At 61.2% G+C, this 21,024-nt stretch carries 15 protein-coding genes, 2 tRNA genes and 1 pseudogene; 9 read left to right on the forward strand and 9 right to left on the reverse strand.

Going from position 1 to position 21,024, the window contains the following annotated elements; all coding sequences use genetic code 11:
* Positions 1-11 precede the first annotated feature (11 nt).
* Both EJ073_RS31650 and EJ073_RS20495 read right to left on the reverse strand, forming a co-directional pair.
* Positions 12-1,454, reverse strand: coding sequence for a hypothetical protein (locus tag EJ073_RS31650; protein WP_190233795.1), 1,443 nt, complete (start codon positions 1,452-1,454; stop codon positions 12-14).
* Positions 1,441-6,441, reverse strand: coding sequence for an AAA domain-containing protein (locus EJ073_RS20495; RefSeq protein WP_190233796.1), 5,001 nt, complete (start codon positions 6,439-6,441; stop codon positions 1,441-1,443). Before EJ073_RS20495 ends, EJ073_RS31650 begins: the two co-directional genes overlap by 14 nt.
* 483 nt (positions 6,442-6,924) lie before the next feature.
* Here EJ073_RS20495 and EJ073_RS20500 point away from each other — a divergent pair, with 483 nt between their 5' ends.
* The 3 genes and pseudogenes from EJ073_RS20500 (at position 6,925) to EJ073_RS32255 (ending at position 8,224) form a co-directional block, all read left to right on the forward strand.
* Positions 6,925-7,569, forward strand: coding sequence for a hypothetical protein (locus EJ073_RS20500; RefSeq protein ID WP_126057367.1), 645 nt, complete (start codon positions 6,925-6,927; stop codon positions 7,567-7,569).
* Positions 7,570-7,723: 154 nt separating this feature from the next.
* Positions 7,724-7,885, forward strand: a pseudogene (locus EJ073_RS32250) (helix-turn-helix transcriptional regulator); the annotation flags it as partial.
* 21 nt (positions 7,886-7,906) lie between these two features.
* Complete coding sequence (locus EJ073_RS32255; protein WP_245455799.1) at positions 7,907-8,224, forward strand: hypothetical protein; 318 nt, start codon at positions 7,907-7,909, stop codon at positions 8,222-8,224.
* 25 nt (positions 8,225-8,249) lie between these two features.
* Here EJ073_RS32255 and EJ073_RS20510 read toward each other — a convergent pair whose 3' ends face one another.
* Together EJ073_RS20510 and EJ073_RS31365 are read right to left on the reverse strand one after the other, a co-directional pair.
* Positions 8,250-8,693, reverse strand: a complete 444-nt coding sequence (locus EJ073_RS20510) for a hypothetical protein (protein WP_126057369.1) — start codon at positions 8,691-8,693, stop codon at positions 8,250-8,252.
* A gap of 263 nt (positions 8,694-8,956) precedes the next feature.
* A tRNA-Ser gene (locus tag EJ073_RS31365) sits at positions 8,957-9,028 on the reverse strand.
* Positions 9,029-9,106: 78 nt separating this feature from the next.
* Here EJ073_RS31365 and EJ073_RS20515 point away from each other — a divergent pair.
* Entirely contained in the window at positions 9,107-9,427 is a 321-nt protein-coding gene (locus EJ073_RS20515) for a hypothetical protein (protein WP_126057370.1), read from the forward strand.
* 27 nt (positions 9,428-9,454) lie between these two features.
* Here EJ073_RS20515 and EJ073_RS20520 read toward each other — a convergent pair whose 3' ends face one another.
* On the reverse strand, positions 9,455-9,637 hold the full coding sequence (locus EJ073_RS20520) for a hypothetical protein (RefSeq protein ID WP_126057371.1): 183 nt from the start codon (positions 9,635-9,637) through the stop codon (positions 9,455-9,457).
* Between the two features lie 152 nt (positions 9,638-9,789).
* Here EJ073_RS20520 and EJ073_RS20525 point away from each other — a divergent pair, with 152 nt between their 5' ends.
* Positions 9,790-11,793, forward strand: a complete 2,004-nt coding sequence (locus EJ073_RS20525; protein WP_210211258.1) for an ATP-binding protein — start codon at positions 9,790-9,792, stop codon at positions 11,791-11,793.
* 261 nt (positions 11,794-12,054) lie between these two features.
* Here EJ073_RS20525 and EJ073_RS20530 read toward each other — a convergent pair.
* A tRNA-Gly gene (locus EJ073_RS20530) sits at positions 12,055-12,129 on the reverse strand.
* 209 nt (positions 12,130-12,338) lie between these two features.
* On the opposite strand from EJ073_RS20530, the gene EJ073_RS20535 reads away from it, so the two are divergent.
* The 4 genes from EJ073_RS20535 to EJ073_RS20550 all read left to right on the forward strand — a co-directional run bounded on the left by EJ073_RS20535 (position 12,339) and on the right by EJ073_RS20550 (position 15,119).
* Positions 12,339-12,836 (forward strand): prolyl-tRNA synthetase associated domain-containing protein, encoded by a 498-nt coding sequence (locus EJ073_RS20535; protein WP_126057372.1) that lies wholly within the window; start codon positions 12,339-12,341, stop codon positions 12,834-12,836.
* Between the two features lie 85 nt (positions 12,837-12,921).
* A complete protein-coding gene (trxA, locus tag EJ073_RS20540; protein ID WP_126057373.1) occupies positions 12,922-13,893 on the forward strand; it encodes a thioredoxin in 972 nt (323 codons plus the stop codon).
* A 142-nt stretch (positions 13,894-14,035) separates the two neighbouring features.
* On the forward strand, positions 14,036-14,707 hold the full coding sequence (locus tag EJ073_RS20545) for an LON peptidase substrate-binding domain-containing protein (RefSeq protein ID WP_126057374.1): 672 nt from the start codon (positions 14,036-14,038) through the stop codon (positions 14,705-14,707).
* Between the two features lie 169 nt (positions 14,708-14,876).
* Positions 14,877-15,119: a Trm112 family protein gene (locus EJ073_RS20550; RefSeq protein WP_126057375.1), complete on the forward strand. Its 243-nt coding sequence runs from the start codon at positions 14,877-14,879 to the stop codon at positions 15,117-15,119.
* Positions 15,120-15,263: 144 nt separating this feature from the next.
* Here EJ073_RS20550 and EJ073_RS20555 read toward each other — a convergent pair whose 3' ends face one another.
* The 3 genes from EJ073_RS20555 to EJ073_RS32260 are packed head-to-tail and all read right to left on the reverse strand — an operon-like array spanning position 15,264 to position 20,972.
* Positions 15,264-18,542: an error-prone DNA polymerase gene (locus EJ073_RS20555; protein ID WP_126057376.1), complete on the reverse strand. Its 3,279-nt coding sequence runs from the start codon at positions 18,540-18,542 to the stop codon at positions 15,264-15,266.
* Positions 18,539-19,996: a DNA polymerase Y family protein gene (locus EJ073_RS20560; protein ID WP_245455300.1), complete on the reverse strand. Its 1,458-nt coding sequence runs from the start codon at positions 19,994-19,996 to the stop codon at positions 18,539-18,541. Before EJ073_RS20560 ends, EJ073_RS20555 begins: the two co-directional genes overlap by 4 nt.
* Positions 19,956-20,972: a hypothetical protein gene (locus EJ073_RS32260; RefSeq protein ID WP_126057378.1), complete on the reverse strand. Its 1,017-nt coding sequence runs from the start codon at positions 20,970-20,972 to the stop codon at positions 19,956-19,958. The genes EJ073_RS20560 and EJ073_RS32260 overlap by 41 nt, the downstream gene beginning before the upstream one ends.
* Positions 20,973-21,024 lie beyond the last annotated feature (52 nt).

Genomic DNA, 21,024 nt, shown 5'->3' on the forward strand with positions numbered 1-21,024 from the left:
CTAGCGCAAGATCAGGCGGAACCATCTTTGACTCGATACGGCTCATGGCGTTCGAGGAAGTAGGCATACGCGCGGTCGATGACTAGCGGGTCAAAAGAGGTCAACCCCAGTGGTACAGGGTTCCCCGTAGACGACCCGAGCGGGGCATGGACGACCGCCGCCGCCATTACGCCTGGCACCAAAAATAGTTCGAGAGATCGTGGGAAATCTGCGACCCGAATCGGCTGGATCTCATCAAAGGTCTTGGCCGTGTATTGAGCCGGCTTGTCCCAGGCATACAAGCAGATCGACTTCATCTCTGGCTTGTCGGGACCGGGAAAAGAGCGCGCAGTTTTTTCCTGAATCAAGGTCAAAAGATCGCGTTGCTGGGTTGTCGCGCCCCATCGGCGAGTCTGCGGTGCGACCGCGTATATATTCGTTGGTGCCTCTGTCATGTTTCGCAGGCCGTAATCGAAAACAGCCTGTATGCGCTCGATATTTCCAGGAAGAAGCAGCGACCCTACGATCGGGATCGTTTTTCGATCGACTCTAGGTTCGCCGGCACGGCTTACGGCTTCTCTCCAGTAACGGCCCTCCGATAGTCCGTTGCGCGTCGTAAACTCTTTGAGAAACTCCGGAGCAAGGTCAATCAGCGTCTGGTAACCGTTAGCTGCATCAAGCTGATTGACCGATGTCTGCTGATCTTTCACGAACAGTGCCACCGCGCGTTCGATCTCGGGCCTGTCGGCGATCTCGTGATCCATCCTCCACGAAGAGAGGTCGATTTCAGCTGCGGTCGGATTGGATGCCTGTGCGAATGTAACGACGCGAATAGGCATTTGATAGCGCTCACCCGGCGTGACAACGGGGTCAATTGAGTAAATGTCACGGCGCTCCGTCTTGCCTCGATCCGCCTGGTCGGCCAGCTCCCTGAAGAATTGCTTGAATCTTGCCGGAACTCGTTCAGCTACCCTGCCGGTTCCAGCCGGGTCTTCTGAAGGCAGTTCGGGCAGGACTCTTTCCAGCTCATCCAGAAACCGCTTTACCTGAGGCGCGATCGCCATCAGATCGAAACCGAAAGAGCGACGACGCGATTCCACGGTATAGATGGACGGCTGCTTGTCGTCGTCTTTGAATAAGCCTTCGCCCGAAATCGTAAGCCAGAGGCGCCCGGCCCTGCGTTCAAGATAGCCCGGGCCGATAGCCTCTTCCAACACGTATGCAATTTCGGACGGGCTGTAGCCAAAGAAGGTCGCCGCGTCGTCATCGGCAATGCCGGGAGCCGCCTTGACGAGGCGCAGCAAAAATTCGAGCGTCGGGCTGACCTGTCCGAGTGAAGCGACTTTGTAATTCACTTCATAGAAGCGGCAGGGCAACAGCACGTCGAATATGTCGAGGTCCACGCGCCGGTCTTCATCCGGCGGCACAAGCTCCTGTCCTTTCAGTCGGAGCAACGGGCGGCTAAGCATTGCCATGAGCGCCTCGCTCCTTCGCACGGGATAGGGCGACCTCATCGCGCTCTGTCTGCGCTCCTAGCAAATCTTCTACAGCGATGAGTGAGGCGACGCCTTCATTGATTCTGCGCGTAAACCCCGCCGATAGTTGGCCCATAGGTTTGTTGCCCTTCCATCGATGGCGCGACCCGACTATGACTAGCCGATCCATTGCTCGACTCGCAGCAACATTGATGCGGTTGGGTGTAATTAGGAAGCCTTCCTTGATCGACTTCACGCCGGCTTCGATATCGCCGAGTTCGTTGTTCCGCACGAGCGATAGGATGACGATGGGGTTTTCCTTACCCTGATAACTGTCAACAGTTCCCACCTTCACGTGTTTTTCCAACAGGGCAGCGAGCGAGGATTGTCTCAATTTTCGCTCGATCAGATTGCGCTGCGCGGCATACATACAGATGACGCCGATACCGACAGGATGATCCTGCTGCGTAAGCAGCCACTCGCGAAATTTGTCATCCGCATACCAGCGGTCGATCAGCCGTATGATTGCATCGGCCTCTGAAGGATTAGTCTTGCTTTTGGCTTCTTTCCGTTCGTAACCCATTGACCCTAGGCTATCCGTCTCCACCCAGGTCAATGGTGATTTCAGTTCGTCCGGCAGAACTTCGGGATCGACGATAGCCTCCTTACGCCCGGCGAGCAAAGTGAGATCGGGGTAAAAAACCTCGGAGACGAGTTGCCCTATGGGGGAGAGCATGCGGTACTGCGTTTTTAGCCGTGACCCTGCGGCGCGGCCGTATCCTGTCGCAAAGACCCGCTCGAAGTCGCTTCGCTTGATTTCTTTCTTCGCTATCGAGGTCCGCTCCGCGACGAGGTTGACCACTTCGGGTTTGTGTTGTGGCTGGAGCTGGGCCTGGTCGCCGACCAAGACTGCCCAGCGGGCCGCCTGGAGAGGTACAAGAAGCTCGCCTGAAGTGCACCGCGCCGCCTCGTCTACAATCACAAGATCAAAAGCAGTGGCCGTTAAGCCAAGTGATGACCTCCCGAGGCCTACGCAAGTGCCGACCACGATCTGGCGCGTGCCTGCGAGGAATGTATCAAAGCTGCGCTCAGGCCTGGAAACACTACCTATAAAATCCCGCCCCAGTCCGGCAATGGACCTCAGGCGATCAATCTTGTCCGCGCCGACTGAGCTCCGCCGCGCTGCACGCCGCGCTATAGCGCCGACTATCTCTTCGAGGGTGTTACGCCAGTCTTCCTCCAGGCCGGTCTCAGGGAGCAAAACGTCGACATCAAGCAGAGACAGATGCTGAGCGAGGGTTTCAATCAAGCCGTTGATCCGCTGAGTCTGCGCTTCAAATTCGCGGCTTAACTCGGCGATTCTTTCAATCACGGGCCTTAGTGTCGTTTCCAGGATTACGACATCCGAAATCACTTCCGGAGGTATACCTAACGCTTTGCCGACCGCAGCCATGCGCTCTGCAAATGTCGCACTGAAGCGATCCTTGTAGGACTGCTCGACGCGGGATGTGTGATACGGTCGCAACGGTGGGGACACTTGCCCGTCATCCATGCCGACGCGCAGCAAACTCGGCAGTTCGCCTGTTTTGCGGAAAAGCGCCAGCACCGCTTCAGCCGCATTGTTGACTGCCTCGTGGGACTGACTCGACAACAAGACGTTTCGGACCAGTCCCTTCGTAATTGCATAGTGGGCAAGCGCCGCGATGAACTTGGTCTTGCCGGTGCCGGGCGGTCCTTGGAGCAGACCCACAGGCCGCGTATCTATGATCTTGCGAAAAGCCTCCTCTTGGTCGTCATTGAGGCCGTAAAGTTTCAGGGACTCCTCAGTAGCCTGCTGATTGGCCGAGTCAGGCGTCGCGTCTGAGCGAGAATCAAAGACGGATAGGAGGCCGCTCGCGCGCCCATTGCCGGCCAGAATGCGGCCAACGGCGTCTGTACGGCGTTTGAGACTAGTGCCTTCGAAATGGCTGAGAAAGCGCAGCCGCTGTCCGGCTTCGACGAGCCTCGGACCGAAGGAGCCTCCGCGTTGTGCATCGATCACCGCTAGATCCGGGCGAGAACGGTTCAGATCGAGGTCTCCGATGCGCCGCCAATTTCCCTTCTTGTCCTGCTTTTGAACCCCTACAGTGTCGTTGCGGGAGAAGTCGAACTCACCGCTTTCAAGCTCCATCATGACCCTGTGACGACCGATACCGCGATCGTATGCACTGTCGAGCTGCGCCACCCCCTCTGTAGTCAGTTCGTTTTCTACCTCCATGAGAACGCGCCACAGTTCCGGCACGTCGATATCGGTAATGAGGGTGTTGCTAGCGGCGATCTCTTCGGCGAGTGCGTCCTCGGCCTCGTCCTCTTGTAGGACGAGATCGCTGGTTTCTCGTGGTTCAGAGATGAGGGGCGACGCGGAGCCCGCGATTTCTCTGTCGATCCGTGCCTGCACAGGAGGATCGGCTAAGATCTGCTCGAGAGCCGACAGCTCGGTTACGTCGGACCGCGTCACGGCCAATGAAGCATCTAATTTATGAAACTCCTGTTTTGCCACAAGAGCCAGGAGCCATTGGTCGAGCCTGCGTCTCGTTGCGCTGGCAGCCTTGCCATTAGCATCAAGGCGAACTTCAATTTCTTCAAACGCGCCACGAATGTGAAGAGAAAGATGGCCGAGATGCGGATGCCGACGCACACGAAGAAAGAGGAATCCCTCGTCTGAGTCGATCGGGCCCACCTGCTGACCAGCAAGGGAAATTGCAATGGTTCGGCTTTCGGCTACCGCTTGCTGCTGAGTGCTAGCGTGAAGTTGCCCCAACGCCTTTGCTAGAGTCTCCTGCAGCGGCAAGAGCGTCGAGAGCGCAGGCGGTTTTTCGCGGCAATCTTTGATCGCTAGCGCAACGTCAGCGCCGATTGCGGGAGCAAGATCAGAAGCGGCAAGGATTTCTTCGCTGATTTTGGTGAGGGCGTACCGGTCGCGCTCCATGCGATTTCCGGTTTCAGGAGAATAAGCAGAGCTGATGACTTCGCCATCGACGCGCGGCGAATAGTCGAGCGCGTCGATCAGAGTCGGCTGGCCGTTTGGATCGACCACAATGTTGGCCGGCTTCAAGTCACCGTGTCCGATCCCTTGTTCGTGAAGCGCGTCAACGATCGAAATGAGCTTGGCGCAAAACGACAGGGCAGTATCCGCGCTTGCAAATTCGTTGGTCGGATCATTGAGAAGGACGTCAAGCGAACTTCCTTCTACCCAGGTCTGCACGAGGACTAGGCTGTCTCCGAGCCAGTACACCCCGCGAATCGGAGCGATACCGGACGGCTTGTCCACCTTCATATCCATCGCTCTTCGAAGAAAGGCGAGGATGCTTCCTCCTTCCTTCTGGACATCGCCCCAGGCCGATTGCTTCCACTGTTTAACCAAAACCGGCACCCCGTTATCGTCGCTGCGCCACGCATCCATGCGGTCGCTTTCAACGATCATGTCGCCATAAACGGGGAACGCTCCAAACAGCTGCCTTTGCGAACGAATCACCGTTCTGAATGATTCGAGTCCGGCGATCACTTCGTCCGGAGTCGGACGAGAAGCGGTTGCTTTGTTGAATGCATCCAGAGCAATCGTTGCGTCTGCGAAGCGTTGCTCCGGGCTGATCTCGAGCGCCTGCGCGAACCAGTCATGGAGCAACACGTAGTTGTTAGCGACATCGACCGCGGGCTTCCATTCTGCGGGCTCACCCAACGGTAGCTGGCCAAACAATAGCTTGTGAACCGAGACACCGAGCAAGAAAACGTCTCGCCGTTTCGGTCCGCTGTCTACACCTAGTATGTCCTCGGGAACGGTAACGCCGGAAAGAAACTGATATCGGGACGGGCCGAGGGATTTTCCTTCCGGGATTCGCGCAGCCAGTAAGTGAGACAGCCTGACAGATGTCGGCATTTCAAGCCAAATGCTGTGCCCGCCTATATCCAGATGTGATGCATTCTGACGATGAATCGCGGCTACGGAAGAAATGATCTGCCGTGCCAATTCGATCTTCTGATTTGGTAAGGCTGAGGAAGCCTCGCTAATCGAAAACTCATTCAGGCGCCGCATGCGGCGGCGGCGGTCGTAAATCTCCCAGTAGTTGACGCTGTGATCCGGATCATCCAATCGCGGCGTGAGCAGGGTTCTTTCAAGGTCCTGATCGCGGTCGCGAAGCCAGTGATAAACCTGCTGCTCGCGCCCCGCTATCTCCAGGCGACCCTCTTCGGTCTGAAAACGGCCCTCGGTGCACTTAGTGAAATCCCACAATCTCAGGATTCCGAGATTATTTTTGTTGCCTTCTTCGGTGGCCTCATATTCCCGATAGACGTCGCTGGGGTGTGCATAGCTGGCGATGTCTTCAGCAAGGTATCGCTGAAAGCGGCGCCTTCCGGGCTTAAAAGGTGAGTTGGGACCAACATTGAAGAACCGGCTAAGCCGGTCCTTCCAAAAGCTGTCCGTAAGGGGCCTGTATAAGAATGCGGCGTGAGGTTCGCCAAACGTCTCATTCAGCTTACGTGCATTTAGCGCAAGTTTTATGAAGTCATCGACCGCGAGTACCTTTTCCTTTTCAAGGCCGTCGAGATGCGCGTTGGTCGCCAAGCCGGTAAGCACGACAAGGCCGACGATTTGTGGGATGGGTTCACGTCGGGTTTCCGGCCGACCCTTCAGGAGACCCCCTAGGGGTGTAAGTACCTCTCGCACAATGTCGCCGATTTTCTGCACGGGAGATGGACCGCTGTCCCTCCCATTGCTGTACCAGCGGCCGTCCCTGTTTTCGATCGTGCCGTTCCAGTCTTTGATATCGACAAAGAAAATACGGTGATCAGAAACGATGATGACATCGATCTCACGCGATTTGCCAAGCCCTAGGGTCAGGTCCAGATTCGTGAATGCGTACCAGTTCTGTGGCAGCTCTTTTTTGAGCCGCTCAATACCCTTAACTTCGCGCGTGTGTACGCCGCGACCGCAGTTAGTAACCTGCATGTCCCACCCCCGTGTAGCGGCACAATCTAGACGGGCGTTTCCTTGTATGGAAGAAAATTTCGAGGCCATTCGTAGAGGCGGTTTTCGAGCCTACTGCGCTTCCGGCATTTGAACAGCCGCTGTGTGCCGTCAAGAAGTGTGGCGCGCTCCTTAGGCCGCGAGTCCGTCCCGTTAGCAACCATTGAGCGGCACGCTTACTATTTAGAGGCTAGACCAACCTCTACCAACCGACGGAACGCCTCTGATCTAGTAGGAAGATCGGGCTGGCTGCGCCGCCATTCGTCAACGCGAGCAAGCAAGTCGCTCGAGAGGCGCAATTCGAAGCGCTCGGTTTTGGTGTCAGCAGGATCAGGCGTATTTGACAATCAGAGTGTCCGTAATGTACGGTATGTACGTAACTTGTGGTTCGCTCTTCGCAGCCGAACGACGTGCTCGAACACGTCGTTCGGCCTGACCACACCCAAGCTGTCTGGAGCTCGGATCATGGCTGATTCCGACAATACCACGACTTTGTCTTTCGTCACCGGCACGAGCGTACCGGCACCAGCGGCAAATGCAATGGTGGGATCGCAGCCAACCGAGTTTGCTGGCAAGGCCCTGGAAGCGGGCCAACCCGTCGATTCTGCGGTCTGTGTATGGCGTGATTGGCAGGATGCCCTGAACTTGACCGAACGGTGCTGTCGCGAGCAACAACGCCTAGAGCGGAAGCTTGCCGAAACTGTCGGCTTTCCGTGCGCGACTATCCTGCAGGCGAATGGTGAGAGCGTGACGTTGCATTCACTGAAGGAAATTCGCGAATTGCTGCGCGCCGATTCGATCGAGGCAGCGGTGCGTGCGAAGGCTGAAGCCGAGTTCGCGGCCCATCAGGCTCACTGGGATGCCGCCGACAGAGCAATCGGGTATTCCGCAGCGTTGCGCGCCGAACGCGAAGCGGCCGATCGAGCGGAGGAGCTGCTGGAGGTATTGTGCGAAACGCATGCCACTACCCTTGCCGGTGTAGCAGCCAAGCTCGATGCCGTGCTCAAGCAAGGTCAGCCATCGGAAAACGATACCGAGTTTCCCTGGCCGCAGATCCGATCGGTCGTCGAGGATATTGCCAGGATTAGCCTGCAGAGAGTGGCTAGTTGAAGAGATTCTTGGCGTTTCGTGCCGTTTTGCAACTCCCCAATCAGTCGGAAATTTGCTGAGTTCCTGGCGAGGGTACCGCGACAGACTCAGATACCGGGGAGTGATAGATGCACCAGCGAGCAGCCTTCTGGGATCGAAACGGCCTCCTGCCGTTATGGCGTGGGCAAAGCCCAAACCTCAGCCGAGCCCTCATCCCGCTGATCAGCATGTTGGCAGGCAGATCGCGATCGTTCGCGTCCAGTCGGACGTGTCGCAAGCCCAGCTTGCCCGATCCATAGGCATTAGCTTCCAGCAGCTCCAGAAATACGAGAACGCGAGGAATCGGGTCAGCGCCTCCATGCTCTACGAGATCGGCAGGTGGCTCGGTGTTCCTGCCAGCCGCTTCTTCGAGGGCTTGCCCGGAAACAATGACACCGACGGTCAGCTTCCGCCTCTGCCAGTCGACGAGCGCATAGAATTCATTGCAAGTGCAGAAGGCCGGCGTCTGATTGAGGGGCTGATGCAGCTTCCTCCGAGAGTGCGTGGTCGCGTGGCGGCCGTAATCGCAACATTAGGCGAGGAGTTGGCGTTCCTCGACGCGAATAGGGACACCGAGGCGATCGACGAACCCGCTTCGGCCGACCGCAAACCGGTTGACACTGCGGCTGCGGATTAAATCCGGGAGCATCGTGAGCGGAAAGTCAAACCCGGGTGGCTCCCATGCCCCAGCTTCGGACCGGCCATCTGCCGTGTGCATCCTTGTCTTCGACCGTGAAATGAAAATCCTTGAACCGTTTCGCCTCGAAGAGTGGCAGCATGTCCGAAAATTGCGCCCTGGTGACGTCAAGTGAAAGGCTCAGCGACGGCAGTTCATCGGTTTGAAAAAGAGCGCCAGCGTTGGGATGTTCCGTCTTCATGGGAGTGGGGGCCATGATCATAACGATCCCAGGCCATCTGAATGCTGCATTCGGCATAATGAGCGACGCAGGCAGTATGACATAGGTGAACTCGACTGATTGACGGGGCGGGCCTGGCTGAACGACCTGGCCAAAATTGACGTTGGCTGAGCCGACGATTTCACCGCTCCATTCGCCAGCGACGACCGGCGGCAACCGAAGAGGGTTAGCCTTTTTTCGGACTGTCATTCCGTACGTTTTGCGTCAGGAAGCCGGCAACATCAACGTCCGCTGCCTCAAGCCTACACCTGGCAGCTGGACGACCGCCAACCTGGTCCGTGCGAATCTTAGTGTGGCATGTTGATCAAGAGGAAACAGGAGGGCAGCATTCGCCAAGCTGCGATATGGTTCGAAGGAATGTCCGTTCTTCCAAAACCGGCTGAATTCCGAAAATCAAGCCGGCGCCTGCGGCCCAAGAAGTCAAGAAGCTAAGCAATTTCAATTGGATGGAATGGCGCGACCGAAGAGGCTCGAACTCCTGCCCCAGATTCGTAGTCCCTCAACCTGTACGAGCGAATGGCCGCCGTACTATAGAAAGAGGATCCTCTCGCGCATCGCTAACAACAGCGCCATGATTGCCAATCGAATCATGAGGGCGATAAATGCGCAACTCTGTTGAACCTGCAGAGAATGTCCGACGTCAGCATCAGGCACTGGCGATTCTTCGCGCACTACAGCGCGATCCTCACGATCAGAGGGCAAACGAGCGCGTCCTCGCCGATTTTTTGCAGGCACTCGCTCTGGGTGGCAGCCACGAGCACGTTCGAGCTGTCCTGCTGCGCCTCAGCGAGATCGGCCTTGTGCTGACCGAAATGGTCGAAACCATCCTGGTGGCTAAGCTGACCGAGCGTGGTGAAGCCGTCGCGCTCGGCAATGCATCCTGCGAAGGTGTACTCCGCGCCTATCCAGATTGCCCTTACTGACCCACAGTGGCTGCAAAGACGCCCCTATCACTTCCCTCGAACGCCACGCTCGTCTCGGCGCTCGCTGGCCTTGCTGATGCCGAAGAGTATGTCCGGCAGATATTTTCCCGCATGCGCTGCAGCAACCTGGATTATGTCCGAATCGGAGTGAGGAGCGGGACAGCTTGCCCTGACTACTTGCTCGGAGATTTCTTCAAGGCTGAAGAACATGATCCAGACCCTGGACAGCCAGTACCTATGGAGGCCTACAGCGGTAGAACACATCGGACTGTGTCCTTTGCCAAGTGGAACGACGGAAGCAACTGGTCTAGCATGGGCATGACCAGGGCGGAGGTGCAGCGACTTCTCGGCTCAATTAGAGGATGGTCGCCGAAGGCGAAGTGAAGGGGGAAGGTGCTTCAATGGATATATTGAGGCTGGCGCCGAAGCAGGATCATCTAGAGAAAATAGCGCGCACGACGGATATCGTCCGGGCCATTTCGGAGTTCGTCTGGAATTCCTTTGATGGAGATGCCACCGACGTTTCTGTCGAGTTCCACAGAAATACGCTCGGCGGGATCCAGGAAATTGTCATTCGCGACAATGGCGACGGCATTACGCCATCGCGAGCTGAGCACGATTTCATGAGTCTCGGTGACTCTTGGAAGCTGAAGGCACAGCGGACCCCTCGCCACAAACGAGCAATCCACGGCAAGGAAGGCCGGGGGCGGCTGCGCTTCTTTTCCTTAGCGCAATTCGCCGAATGGTCTTCAATCTCTGACGAAGATGGCGGCAGGCACGCGGTCGTACTTCGTATCAAGGCTGACGACCTGGCGGAATGCCAGAAATCAGTGGTTCTTGCACCGGATGGAGAAAAACTCGGAACAATCGTCCGATTGACCGGTCTCAAGAACACGTTCGATTGGCTCGCTGGCCGGCAGGCCTTTTTGGAGATGGCGACCCGCTTCTCGCCCTATCTCTTAGAATACCCAAGCGTCCAGTTAAAGTACGATGGCCAGATCGTTAAGCCTGGTGATCTCATTGCCAAGCAGCATGATTTTGCCAGCAGGTCTATTGCAGGGCCAACGCGCGTCATCGACGACCTCAAGCTCAAGGTAATCGAATGGAACGCAGGAATTGACGGTCGGAAGATTCATTTCGGCCGAGAGGATGGGGTCATTCTCGGATCGCAAGCAGCCAACGTCGTAGCACCTGGCTTCGAGTTTTCAGCCTATGCCTATTCGTCGTTCTTCGAAGAAATGATGGCAGCCAATCTTCTTGAGCTTGACGACCTGGCGGAGCCCAATTTCGCTGCCGTTGTCGGTCACATCCGCAGCGAACTCGGTGACTATTTCAGGGGACGCATGGCGGAGCGTTCGAGTGGCCTAATCGATGAGTTGATAAGGGCGGGCGTCTATCCTTATGAGGGAGACCCAAAGGACGCCGTCGAGAAGCATGAGCGTCAGGTTTTCGATATCGCCACGTATGTGGTCGACTCGTATTCTAAAGAATTCAAAAAAGCTGATGCATCCGTAAAGCGGATGACGCTGGCGCTGTTACGCGAGGCCTTGCGGCATAATCCCGAGGCCCTCTCTCGGATCCTTCACGCCGTCGTCAATCTGCCGAAGAATCGCCAGGATGAGTTGTCTGCCCTCCTCGAGCGAACTGAGTTAGCAAACATAATTGCTGCATCGAGCCTAGTTGCCGGTCGAGTGGCAGCACTTCAGATGCTGAGCGGTATGGTTTTTGATCCCGCGCATAGGATGTCCACGCGCGAACGTGGAGAACTTGACGAACTCGTCCGCGACAACACGTGGATTTTTGGGGAAGGCTTTCATATCGCACTCGCAGAGAGCGGTCTGACGAAAGTGATGAAGCGCGTCGCGGCTGAATTGGCCGTAAAGCGCTCACGGGGTCGGGTAACCAACGTAGACGGCAAGATCGGACGAGTTGATCAGTTTCTTGGGCGGAGCATCCCCCATCCGGACCAGAACCACAGAGAATTTCTGCTAGTCGAGCTAAAACGGCCGTCGATCACGGTTGGTCGCAAGGAACTGGACCAACTGGAGGACTATGCGAACGCCATTTTGGCCCAGCCCGAATACATAAACACGTCCACTAATTGGAATTTCTTTCTAGTCACGGGCAACTACGACGACTCAATAAAGGCGCGCATTACACAATCGGGCCGCCCAGTCGGCCTCTTCCATGAGCAGGAGACTCACCGAATTTGGGTAAAGTCATGGGCCGAGCTGGTTCGTGAGAGCGAAGGCCGCATCAACTTCATTCAGGACAAGCTCAAGTTCGAATTACCTGAGGACGAAATCGAACGCCGGATCGCAGCGCTGAAAAAGAAAATCATCGGGGAGAAGCGGGACGGCGCCTGAGCTGCGCGACGCTCCCAGGCGCCACGGCGTTTAGTCAACTGCCCGGGGGCGTCACGCAGACGGCGCCACAGCTGGGACGACATTCAGAGCCCGTTACGACGGTGAGGGCAGAGCTTCTTCAGCCATGGGTTGCTTCATCGGTGTGATTTCAGGATCATCGGGCAGGTCAAGTGTGTTGACCAGGTGTTGACCAGAAGCAGAAATAGAAAGGGTCACCCGGAGGTGACCCTTATCTAATATCTTGATTTCCCTAAGGAAAACTGGAGCGGGTGAGGCGATTCGAACGCCCGACCCCAACCTTGGCAAGGTTGTGCTCTACCCCTGAGCTACACCCGCTCACGCGGCCTCGGCCGCAAGCCGCGCCTATATGGCTGAAGAGCGCGGCGATTGCAACAGGGAAATGACGAGCTTTTTTCGGCCAGCTCTCAAGTGCCATCGGCATCGCTTTGCGGCGCTTGGGTTTGCCGTAGGGTTCCAGGACGGCCTTGCCGAGAGGGCACCATTGGCCGTAAACGGCATGGCCCGCCGGAATGAAGTGAGGACCGATGCCGAAGACCGAAGCCGAGCTCAATGCCTTTCTTGCCAACCTCGGCATCAGCGTGTCGACGGTGCGCCACCCGCCGCTCTACACGGTCGCCGATTCGCAGGCGTTGCGCGGCGAGATCGCCGGCGGCCACACCAAGAACCTTTTCCTCAAGGACAAGAAGGACAATTTCTTCCTCGTCAGCGTCGGCGAGGAGGCGGAGGTCGATCTCAAACAGATACATCATCTGATCGGCGCCGCCAGCCGGGTGTCGTTCGGCAAGCCGGAAATGCTGATGGAACTGCTCGGCGTCATTCCGGGCGCGGTCACTGTCTTCGGCCTGATCAACGACAGCGGGCGGCGGGTCAAGGTCGTGCTCGACCAGGAGTTGATGAGCCATGCGGTCGTCAACGCCCACCCGCTCACCAACGAGGCGACGACCTCGATCGCCTCGGCCGACCTCGTCAGATTCGTCGAGGCAACCGGACACGATGCTGTTATCTTGAAAGTCTCGGCTTGATCGCCACATGGATGGCGAAAACTGACCTAGGCAAGGATTGTCGCGCCTCCCCGCTGGCCGGCAGCGCGACTGGAAGGGCAAGGACATGAGCGACAACAATCCGTTCGGCAACAGTGGCGGCCAGTATGCCACGACCGTGCAATATGGCGGCGGCGAGCCCAAGCTCCCGCTCGGCGAGGCGCCGGCCGACCTCATCAAGGACACGACGACGGCCGGCTTCGCCGCCGACGTCATCCAGGAATCGCGCCGCCAGCCGGTGCTGGTCGATTTCTGGGCGCCGTGGTGCGGCCCCTGCAAGCAGCTGACGCCGCAGCTCGAAAAGGCGGTCAAGGCCGCAGGCGGCACCGTCAAGCTGGTCAAGATGAACATCGACGATCATCCCTCGATCGCCGGCCAACTCGGCATCCAGTCGATCCCGGCGGTCATCGCCTTCAAGAACGGCCAGCCGGTGGACGGCTTCATGGGCGCCGTCCCCGAGAGCCAGATCGCCGAATTCATCAAGAAGGTCGGCGGCAAGAACGGCGCCGGCAACCAGGTGGGCGAGGCGCTGGCGGCGGCAGCCGAGGCGCGCGGGGCGGGCGACATCCAGACCGCCGCCGACATCTACGATGCCATTCTCGAACAGGCGCCGGAGACGATCGAGGCGATCGCCGGGCTCGGCGAAGTGCTGTTCGAGGCCGGCGACACGGAAGGCGCCGAGGCCGTTCTGGCGCGGGCGCCGGAAGACAAGAAGGACGCGCCGCAGCTTGCCGCGCTGCGCGCCAGGATCGCGCTTGCCGCGCAGGCCGCCTCGCTCGGCAATCCGGCGGAGTTCGAGCGGCGCCTTGCCGCCAATCCGGCCGACCACCAGGCGCGCTTCGACCTGGCGATGATCCAGAACGCCCGGGGCGAGCGGACGCAAGCGGCCGACAATCTGCTGGCGATCATCAAGGCCGACCGCAGCTGGAACGATGACGGCGCCAAGGCGCAGCTGCTGAAGTTCTTCGAGGCCTGGGGCATGACCGACGAGGCGACGCTGGCGGCGCGGCGCAAACTGTCGTCGCTGCTGTTTTCCTGAGGCCGTTCGCCGGCTGTTTTTTCCGGATGGGCTTGCGGCCGGGCGCAGGTGCGCCATGTTAGAGCACGACGCGCGGCCCCGGCTTCGCGCGGGGATGGAGGAGATCGCGGATTTGAGATGCTTCAGGCGATCGGAGGACTGATTGCAGGCGGGAAACGCGCACTACCGGCGTGGAGCCGATCTGCCGGCGACGATCCCGGTGTTTCCGCTTGCCGGCGCACTGCTCTTGCCGGGTGGGCGCATGCCGCTCAACATTTTCGAGCCGCGCTATCTGCAGATGGTCGACGAGGCGGTCGGGGGTGCGCGACTGATCGGCATCATCCAGCCCAGCCTCGACGGCGCGCTGCGCGACGACGGCGAGCCGGAACTGTGCAGCGTCGGCTGCGCCGGGCGCATCATCTCGCTGGCCGAGAGCGGCGACGGCCGCTATCTGATCTCGCTGCAAGGCGTCTGCCGGTTTCGCATCACGCATGAGGCCGCCACCAAGACGCCGTTCCGGCTATGCCGGATCGCGCCTTTCCTCGCCGATCTCGACGAAGACCGCGCCGGCGCCGAAGTCGACCGGCCGTCGCTGCTGAAAGCGTTTCGCGCCTATTTACAGGCCAACGATCTCGAAGCCGACTGGGAAAGCGTCAGCCGCGCTGAGAACGCCATGCTGGTCAATGCGCTGTCGATGATGGCGCCCTATGGCCCTGCCGAGAAACAGGCGCTGCTCGAGGCGGCGGACCTGAAGACGCGCGCCGAAACGCTGATCGCCATCACCGAAATGGCGCTGGCGCGCGAGGGTGAGGACTTTGGCTCTAGCCTGCAATAGAGTGTATCGATATTCAGGTGAGGCCGGCCTGCAAACGGCGGCTTCCTGCGCTTCCGGTGCTCACGTACTTCAAGTGCGCTCTGCTCCGGTTCTCGGAAGCCGCCATTTTCGACTCGGCCTGACCTGAATCTCAACACCCTTAAGCACCAGTTGGACAAGGAAAAGTGCGATGGCTGCGGATGGGCGTGACGGACAGAAGGCCAGTGTCGATCCGAAGCTCCTGGAGCTGCTGGCCTGCCCGCTGACCAAGGGTCCGCTGACCTGGGATGCTGAGCGTGGCGAGCTGATCTCGCGCGTGGCCAAACTCGCCTATCCGGTGCGCGACGGCATTCCGATCATGCTGCCTTCCGAGGCGCGGACGATTTCCGCCGAGGATCTGCTGTCGCCGCCGCGGCTGAGCGGGCCATCGTAAATGGCGGGGGCGTAGCCTTTGGCGGAAGCCCTTCCTCCCATCGTCATCCTGGGGTCCGCGCCGCGTCGCTTTGCTCCTTGCTTCTCAGCCAATCTCGACGGTTTTCAACATGCATTGGCGTGAAGACGTCGTTGGGGCCGATCCCTACTGAAAATTCCGACCCTTGGGCATGACGCTCTCCGCCTTGCCGGACAGCACAGCGATGTCCGGAGGGGCTGGCAAAGCCGGCGGCATCTCCTCCAAAAGCACGGTCAGCCAGGGCGTCAGGTCCTCTACCTTCTCGGCGACGATATGGATGACGCCTGACTCCGACTGCAGCTTGCCGGTGACGCGCACGAAGCGCGCGCCCATGACGATCGGCCGGAAGCGGGTGAAGGTCCTTTCCCAGAAAATGACGTTGGCGACGGAGTTCTCGTCCTCCAGGGTCAGGAAGATCGCGTTGCCCTTGCCGGGGCGCTGGCGCACCAGCACGAGGCCGGCGACGGAGACGCGCCTGCCGTCCGGCACAGCAGGAAGGCGCGCATTGGGGATCACGCCGGCGCGGTCGAGCCGCTCGCGCAGGAAAGCCACCGGATGCGCCTTCAGCGACAGGCCGAGCGAGCGGTAGTCGTGGATGACATGCTCGCCGAGCGGCATTGTCGGCAGCCTGGTCTCCGGCTCCAGCTCGCGAAGGCGGACCGTCGGCTGGTCGAACAGCGGCAGCTTCTCGGCGGCGCTCTTGCCGTCGAGCGCACGCACCGCCCAGAGCGCGGCGCGGCGGTCGAGGCCGATCGAGCGGAAGGCGTCGGCCTCAGCCAGCCTTTCGATCTCGCCGACATCGAGGCCGGAGCGCAACCAAACGTCGCGCACGGTCTCGTAGCCGGAACCGCGCCGTCCGACGAACAGCGTCATGCGATCCTCCGACAGGCCCTTGATCTGGCGGAAGCCGAGGCGGACGGCATGGTGGGTCTCGATCACGCCGCGCATCCCGGCATGGCGGGCAAGCACGCGGGCCGGATCGAAGGCCGTTTGCTCCAGCGTGCAGTCCCAGACGGAGAAATTGATGTCGACCTCGCGCACCTCCACACCATGGTCGCGGGCGTCGCGCACAAGCTGCGCCGGCTGGTAGAAACCCATCGGCTGCGCGTTCAGGATCGCGGCGCAGAAGACGTCGGGATAGAAGGTCTTGAACCAGCAGGAGGCGTAGACCAGCAGCGCGAAGGAAGCGGCATGGCTTTCGGGGAAGCCATATTCGCCAAAACCCTCGATCTGCTTGAAGCAGCGCTCGGCGAAGGCTTTCTCGTAACCCTTGCCGACCATGCCGTCGATCATGCGCTGGCGATAATTGCCGATCGTGCCGGTGCGCTTGAAGGTGGCCATGGCGCGGCGCAATTCGTCGGCCTCGCCCGGCCTGAAGCCGCCGGCGACGATGGCGATCTTCATCGCCTGCTCCTGAAACAGCGGCACGCCCAGCGTCTTGCCGAGGATCTGCTCCAGCTCGGGCTTGGGATATTCGGGCTGTTCCTTGCCCTGCCGGCGGCGCAGATAGGGATGCACCATGTCGCCCTGGATCGGGCCGGGGCGCACGATCGCCACTTCGATGACGAGATCGTAGAATTCGCGCGGCCGAAGCCGCGGCAGCATCGACATCTGGGCGCGCGACTCGATCTGGAAGACGCCGAGCGTGTCGGCGCGGCAGATCATGTCATAGACCCGGCCGTCCTCCTCCGGAAGGGTGGCCAGCACATAGGGCCGGCCATAGGCGTCCCGCGCGTCCGAATAATGATGCGTGAGAAGCGTGAAGGCGCGTTTCAAGCAGGTCAGCATGCCCAGCGCCAGCACGTCGACCTTGAGGATCTTCACCGCGTCGAGGTCGTCCTTGTCCCATTCGACCATCTTGCGCTCGTCCATCGCCGTCTTGACGATGGGGACGACCTCGTCGAGGCGGTCCCTGGTGATGACGAAGCCGCCGACATGCTGCGAGAGGTGGCGGGGAAAGCCCATGATCTCGTTGGCGTGCTCGATCACCTGCCTGGCCAGCGGATCGCTGCGGTCGATGCCGCCGGCGCTCGCTTCCTTCTCGCCAAGCTCCGAGGTCGACCAGCCCCAGATCGAGCTGGACAGGGCGGTGCGGACATCCTCGGACAGGCCCATCGCCTTCGCCACCTCGCGCAAAGCCGAGCGGCCGCGATAGCTGATGACGGCGGCGGCGAGCGCGGTGCGCTTGGCGCTGTACTTCTGGTAGATATAGGCGATGACTTCGTCACGCCTTTCATGCTCGAAGTCGACGTCGATGTCGGGCGGCTCGTTGCGCTCCTCGGAGATGAAGCGCTCGAACAGCGTGTCGATCCGGTCGGGGCCGACCTCGGTGATGCCGATGCAGAAGCAGACGATGGAATTGGCGGCGGAGCCGCGCCCCTGGCAAAGGATATGCTGGCGGCGGGCGAACTGGACGATGTCGTAAACGGTGAGGAAATAGCGCGCGTAGTTCAGCCGCTCGATGAGGGCGAGCTCTTCCTCGATGCGCTGCAAGACGGAAGCGGGGACGCCGGCCGGATAGCGCGTGGCGGCCCCCTCCCTGGCCAACCGTTCAAGCTCGGCCTGTGGCCCGAGGCCGGATTCGGTCGGCTCGTCCGGATAGTTGTATTCGAGGTCGCTGAGCGAAAAACTCAGCTCGTCCGCGAAGCGCAGCGTCTCCGCCAGCGCTTGCGGATGCCGGCGGAAAAGCCTGGCCATTTCCTGCGGCGGCTTCAGATGACGCTCGGCATTGGCCGCCAGCTCCAGCCCGACCTGGGCGACGGGCGTGTTAAGGCGGATCGCCGTCAGCACGTCCTGCAGCGAGCGGCGGCCGGCGCTGTGGTAGAGGACGTCGTTGGTCGCCAACAGCGGCATGCCCAGCCGATCCGCCATCGCCGCCGCCTGCTCGATGCGGAAACGGTCGTTGCCGCGATAATCCGGCGAGACGGCAAGCCGAAGGGCGGCGCCAAAGCGATCCTTCAGCCGGCTAAGCATTGCAAGGCCGACCTCGGCGTTTGCGGACAGCTCAGGCAGGACCGCCAGCGACATCAGGTCCCCCCATTCGAGGAGGTCGCTCAGCTTCAGCAGCGTGGCGCCCTTCTCGTTCTCGTCGCGCAGATTGGCCTGCGTCAGCATGCGGCACAGATGTCCCCAGCCGGCGCGGTCGCGCGGATAGGCGAGGATGTCAGGCGTGCCGTCGCCGAACACCAGGCGGCAGCCGGGATGATAGGCAAGCGTCTCCACCCTGGACTGTTGCCAGGCGCGCACGACGCCCGCCACCGTATTGCGGTCGGCAAGCCCGATCGAGGAGAAGCCGAGGAATTTCGCCGCGACCACCAGTTCCTCCGGCTTGGAGGCGCCGCGCAGGAATGAGAAATTCGACTGGATGCCCAATTCGGCATAGGCGGTGGCGGCAAGCGCGTTCATGCGAAGACCCCGTGCATGAACCAGCGCGGCGGCGTATCGGACGCGCCGTAAAGGCCCTGGCGATAGAGCCAGTAGCGGCGGCCGTCGCTGTCCTCGATGCGGAAATAGTCGCGGGTCGGCGCTTCCTCCTCGCCGGGAAGCCTTCGCCACCATTCCGCGGCGATGCGTTCCGGCCCTTCGGCGCGGGCGACGCGGTAGAGCGCGCGCCGCCAGCGGAAATTCATCGGCGGTCCCTCGGGCATCTCGGTGGCCGGCACCTCGATCGGCTCGGGCGAACGGAACAGGCGGATCGGCCGTTCCGGCGGATAGATGGTCACCGGCGGAACGGCGCGCTCCGGCCGCTTGAGCGGCGCGCGCCTTTGCGGCGCCTCGGAGAAGGGGACAATAGTGACGGCGCGCTCCGGCAAATGGCTCTCGACGGCAACCGGCCGCAGCACCGCGGCCTCGCCGAGCCGGGCGCGGACGCGGTCGGCGAATAAAGCGATATCGGCGTCATCGTCGTTGGCCTCGCCGCTGAGATCGGCCTGCTGCATGTCGAAGGCCGCCGCCGACAGCACCGAGAGGCGCACGAGGTCGAAACCGTAGCCGGCGTCGATGTCCTGCTCCAGCGCGGCAAGCCGTTCGTGGAACAGCCTGCGGATCAGCGACGGCTCGCGCAGCGGGCGCGAGGTGCCGACGGCGATGCGGCTGACGGCGCCGTCGACGCGGAAGAGCAGCAGGGCGAGTGCCCTCGCGCCCTCGCCGCGCCGCTCGAGGTCGCCCTTCAGCGCCGTGGCCAGCCGGCTCACCAGCCGCTCGATGTCGTCGGTCAGCACGACCGGCTCGGCCAGGTGGCGCTCGACCGAAAGCGGCGCCACCGGCAGGCGCGGCGACACCGCCTCGTCGAGGCGGCCGAGCGCCTGGTCGAGCCGCAACAGCAAGCCAGCGCCGAAGCGGCGGGCAAGCGGGGCGCGGGGTGCTGCCATCACCGCGCCCGCCGTGCGCAGGCCGACGCTTTCGAGGCTGGCGCGCGTTCCCGGCTCGATGCGCAGTGCCGCGAGCGGCAAGGGCGCCAGCAGCGTCTCTTCCTCGCCGCCGGCGACGATGCGGTCGCCATGAAAATGCGCCGCCGCCCAGGCGGCGCCCGGGGTCGCCGCCAGCCCGGCGCGGACATCGAAACCCTGCTCAAGGAAGCGGACGAGGATCTCGTCCTGCATGGCGCGTTCGCCGCCGAACAGATGCGTGCAGCCGGTGACGTCGAGGAACAGGCCGTCGGCGCCGTCGATCGCCACCAGCGGCGTGTAACGGTCGCACCAGTCGGCGAGGCCTTCGAGCAGGCGGCGGTCGGCCTCGGGATCGGCCTCGACGATGTCGATCGCGGGGTGCATGGCGCGCGCGTCGGCGATGCCCATGCCGCGCTTCAGCCTGAGCGCCTCAGCCCGCTCGTCGAGGGCGGCGATGCGCTGGGCGTTCATGTCGCGGTGGCTGATCACCAGCGGTGGGTGAGGCGGGGGCAGGTGATCCGACGGCCGGGAACGCCAGGACCGCCCCAGACGCTGGCGCAGGATGCGGTCGGCGGCGAGATGCGGAAACCACAGCGACAGAATCCTTTGTTCTTTCCTTGCCCCTTCTTTCTTCGAAAACATGTTCATCGGGGTTCCACTCCAGTGTGAATTGTCCGGGGAGCGCGGTGCGGCTCTTGCCGATGCCGACGGTGAAGGCGGGGCGGCCGATCGAGCCGGCCAGCGGCCCGGCGATCGTCGCGCGGCTTGCCGAGGGCGCGGCCGACACGATCAGGCGCACGGGCGCGGCGGTTGGCTCGGCCTCGCCGGCCTGGCGCAGCAGGAACACCGGCCGGCCGGCGTCCTGGGCGCGGGCGTGCAGCCGCCGCGTCGCGGTGAGGTCGAGCGGCCGCGGGCTGCCGCGGATTTCGAGGATGACGGCGGCGAGCGCCGTCATGCGGGCGGCCTCCTCGGCGATCCACAGCGCGTCGAGCAGCCTCGGCGCCTCGGAAAACAGCAATTGTTCGGGCGCGATGCCGAACAGGCTCCGCAGCCCGCCGGCATAGGGAAAGCCGGCCTCGCGGAAGATTTCCGAGGTGCCGACCCACAGCACCGGCAAGCCCGGCTGCCGCGCGAGGATCAGGCCGGCAAGCGACAGGGCAAAGCCGGCGACGGCTCCGGCGTCGCGGGTTTCAGTGCCATGGATCTCGCTCAGCGCCGTCTTCGGCAGGCCGCCGCCAAGGGCTGCGTCGAGCGGCTCGACACCGGTGCGCAGGAACGCATCATGCGATGCAACGGCAAGGCCACGCCGAACCACCGTGACATCGGCGATGTCATCAGGCGACGCGCCGGCCGGCGCCGCAAGGCGCTCGGGCAGCGTTCCCTCGATCTTCGCGATTTGGCGGCGCAGGGCAAAAACAGTCTCCCGCGCCACGGCGGTCATCGCCATGACGGTCAACTTTCAGCAGCATTGTTCCTGTTATGTTCTTATAGATTCCAGA

It is taken from the genome of Mesorhizobium sp. M4B.F.Ca.ET.058.02.1.1, from assembly GCF_003952505.1.
GTDB lineage: Bacteria > Pseudomonadota > Alphaproteobacteria > Rhizobiales > Rhizobiaceae > Mesorhizobium.

Excerpts from the sequence above, each read along its gene's own strand:
- EJ073_RS32260 (WP_126057378.1), bottom strand. The coding sequence starts at position 20,972 with ATGGCGATGACCGCCGTGGCGCGGGAGACTGTTTTTGCCCTGCGCCGC.
- EJ073_RS20555 (WP_126057376.1), bottom strand. The coding sequence starts at position 18,542 with ATGAACGCGCTTGCCGCCACCGCCTATGCCGAATTGGGCATCCAGTCG.
- EJ073_RS20550 (WP_126057375.1), top strand. The coding sequence starts at position 14,877 with ATGGCTGCGGATGGGCGTGACGGACAGAAGGCCAGTGTCGATCCGAAG.
- EJ073_RS20515 (WP_126057370.1), top strand. The coding sequence starts at position 9,107 with ATGCGCAACTCTGTTGAACCTGCAGAGAATGTCCGACGTCAGCATCAG.
- EJ073_RS20560 (WP_245455300.1), bottom strand. The coding sequence starts at position 19,996 with ATGAACGCCCAGCGCATCGCCGCCCTCGACGAGCGGGCTGAGGCGCTC.
- trxA (WP_126057373.1), top strand. The coding sequence starts at position 12,922 with ATGAGCGACAACAATCCGTTCGGCAACAGTGGCGGCCAGTATGCCACG.
- EJ073_RS20495 (WP_190233796.1), bottom strand. The coding sequence starts at position 6,441 with ATGCAGGTTACTAACTGCGGTCGCGGCGTACACACGCGCGAAGTTAAG.
- EJ073_RS20500 (WP_126057367.1), top strand. The coding sequence starts at position 6,925 with ATGGCTGATTCCGACAATACCACGACTTTGTCTTTCGTCACCGGCACG.
- EJ073_RS31650 (WP_190233795.1), bottom strand. The coding sequence starts at position 1,454 with ATGGCAATGCTTAGCCGCCCGTTGCTCCGACTGAAAGGACAGGAGCTT.
- EJ073_RS32255 (WP_245455799.1), top strand. The coding sequence starts at position 7,907 with ATGCTCTACGAGATCGGCAGGTGGCTCGGTGTTCCTGCCAGCCGCTTC.
- EJ073_RS20535 (WP_126057372.1), top strand. The coding sequence starts at position 12,339 with ATGCCGAAGACCGAAGCCGAGCTCAATGCCTTTCTTGCCAACCTCGGC.
- EJ073_RS20510 (WP_126057369.1), bottom strand. The coding sequence starts at position 8,693 with ATGACAGTCCGAAAAAAGGCTAACCCTCTTCGGTTGCCGCCGGTCGTC.
- EJ073_RS20525 (WP_210211258.1), top strand. The coding sequence starts at position 9,790 with ATGGTCGCCGAAGGCGAAGTGAAGGGGGAAGGTGCTTCAATGGATATA.
- EJ073_RS20520 (WP_126057371.1), bottom strand. The coding sequence starts at position 9,637 with ATGTTCTTCAGCCTTGAAGAAATCTCCGAGCAAGTAGTCAGGGCAAGC.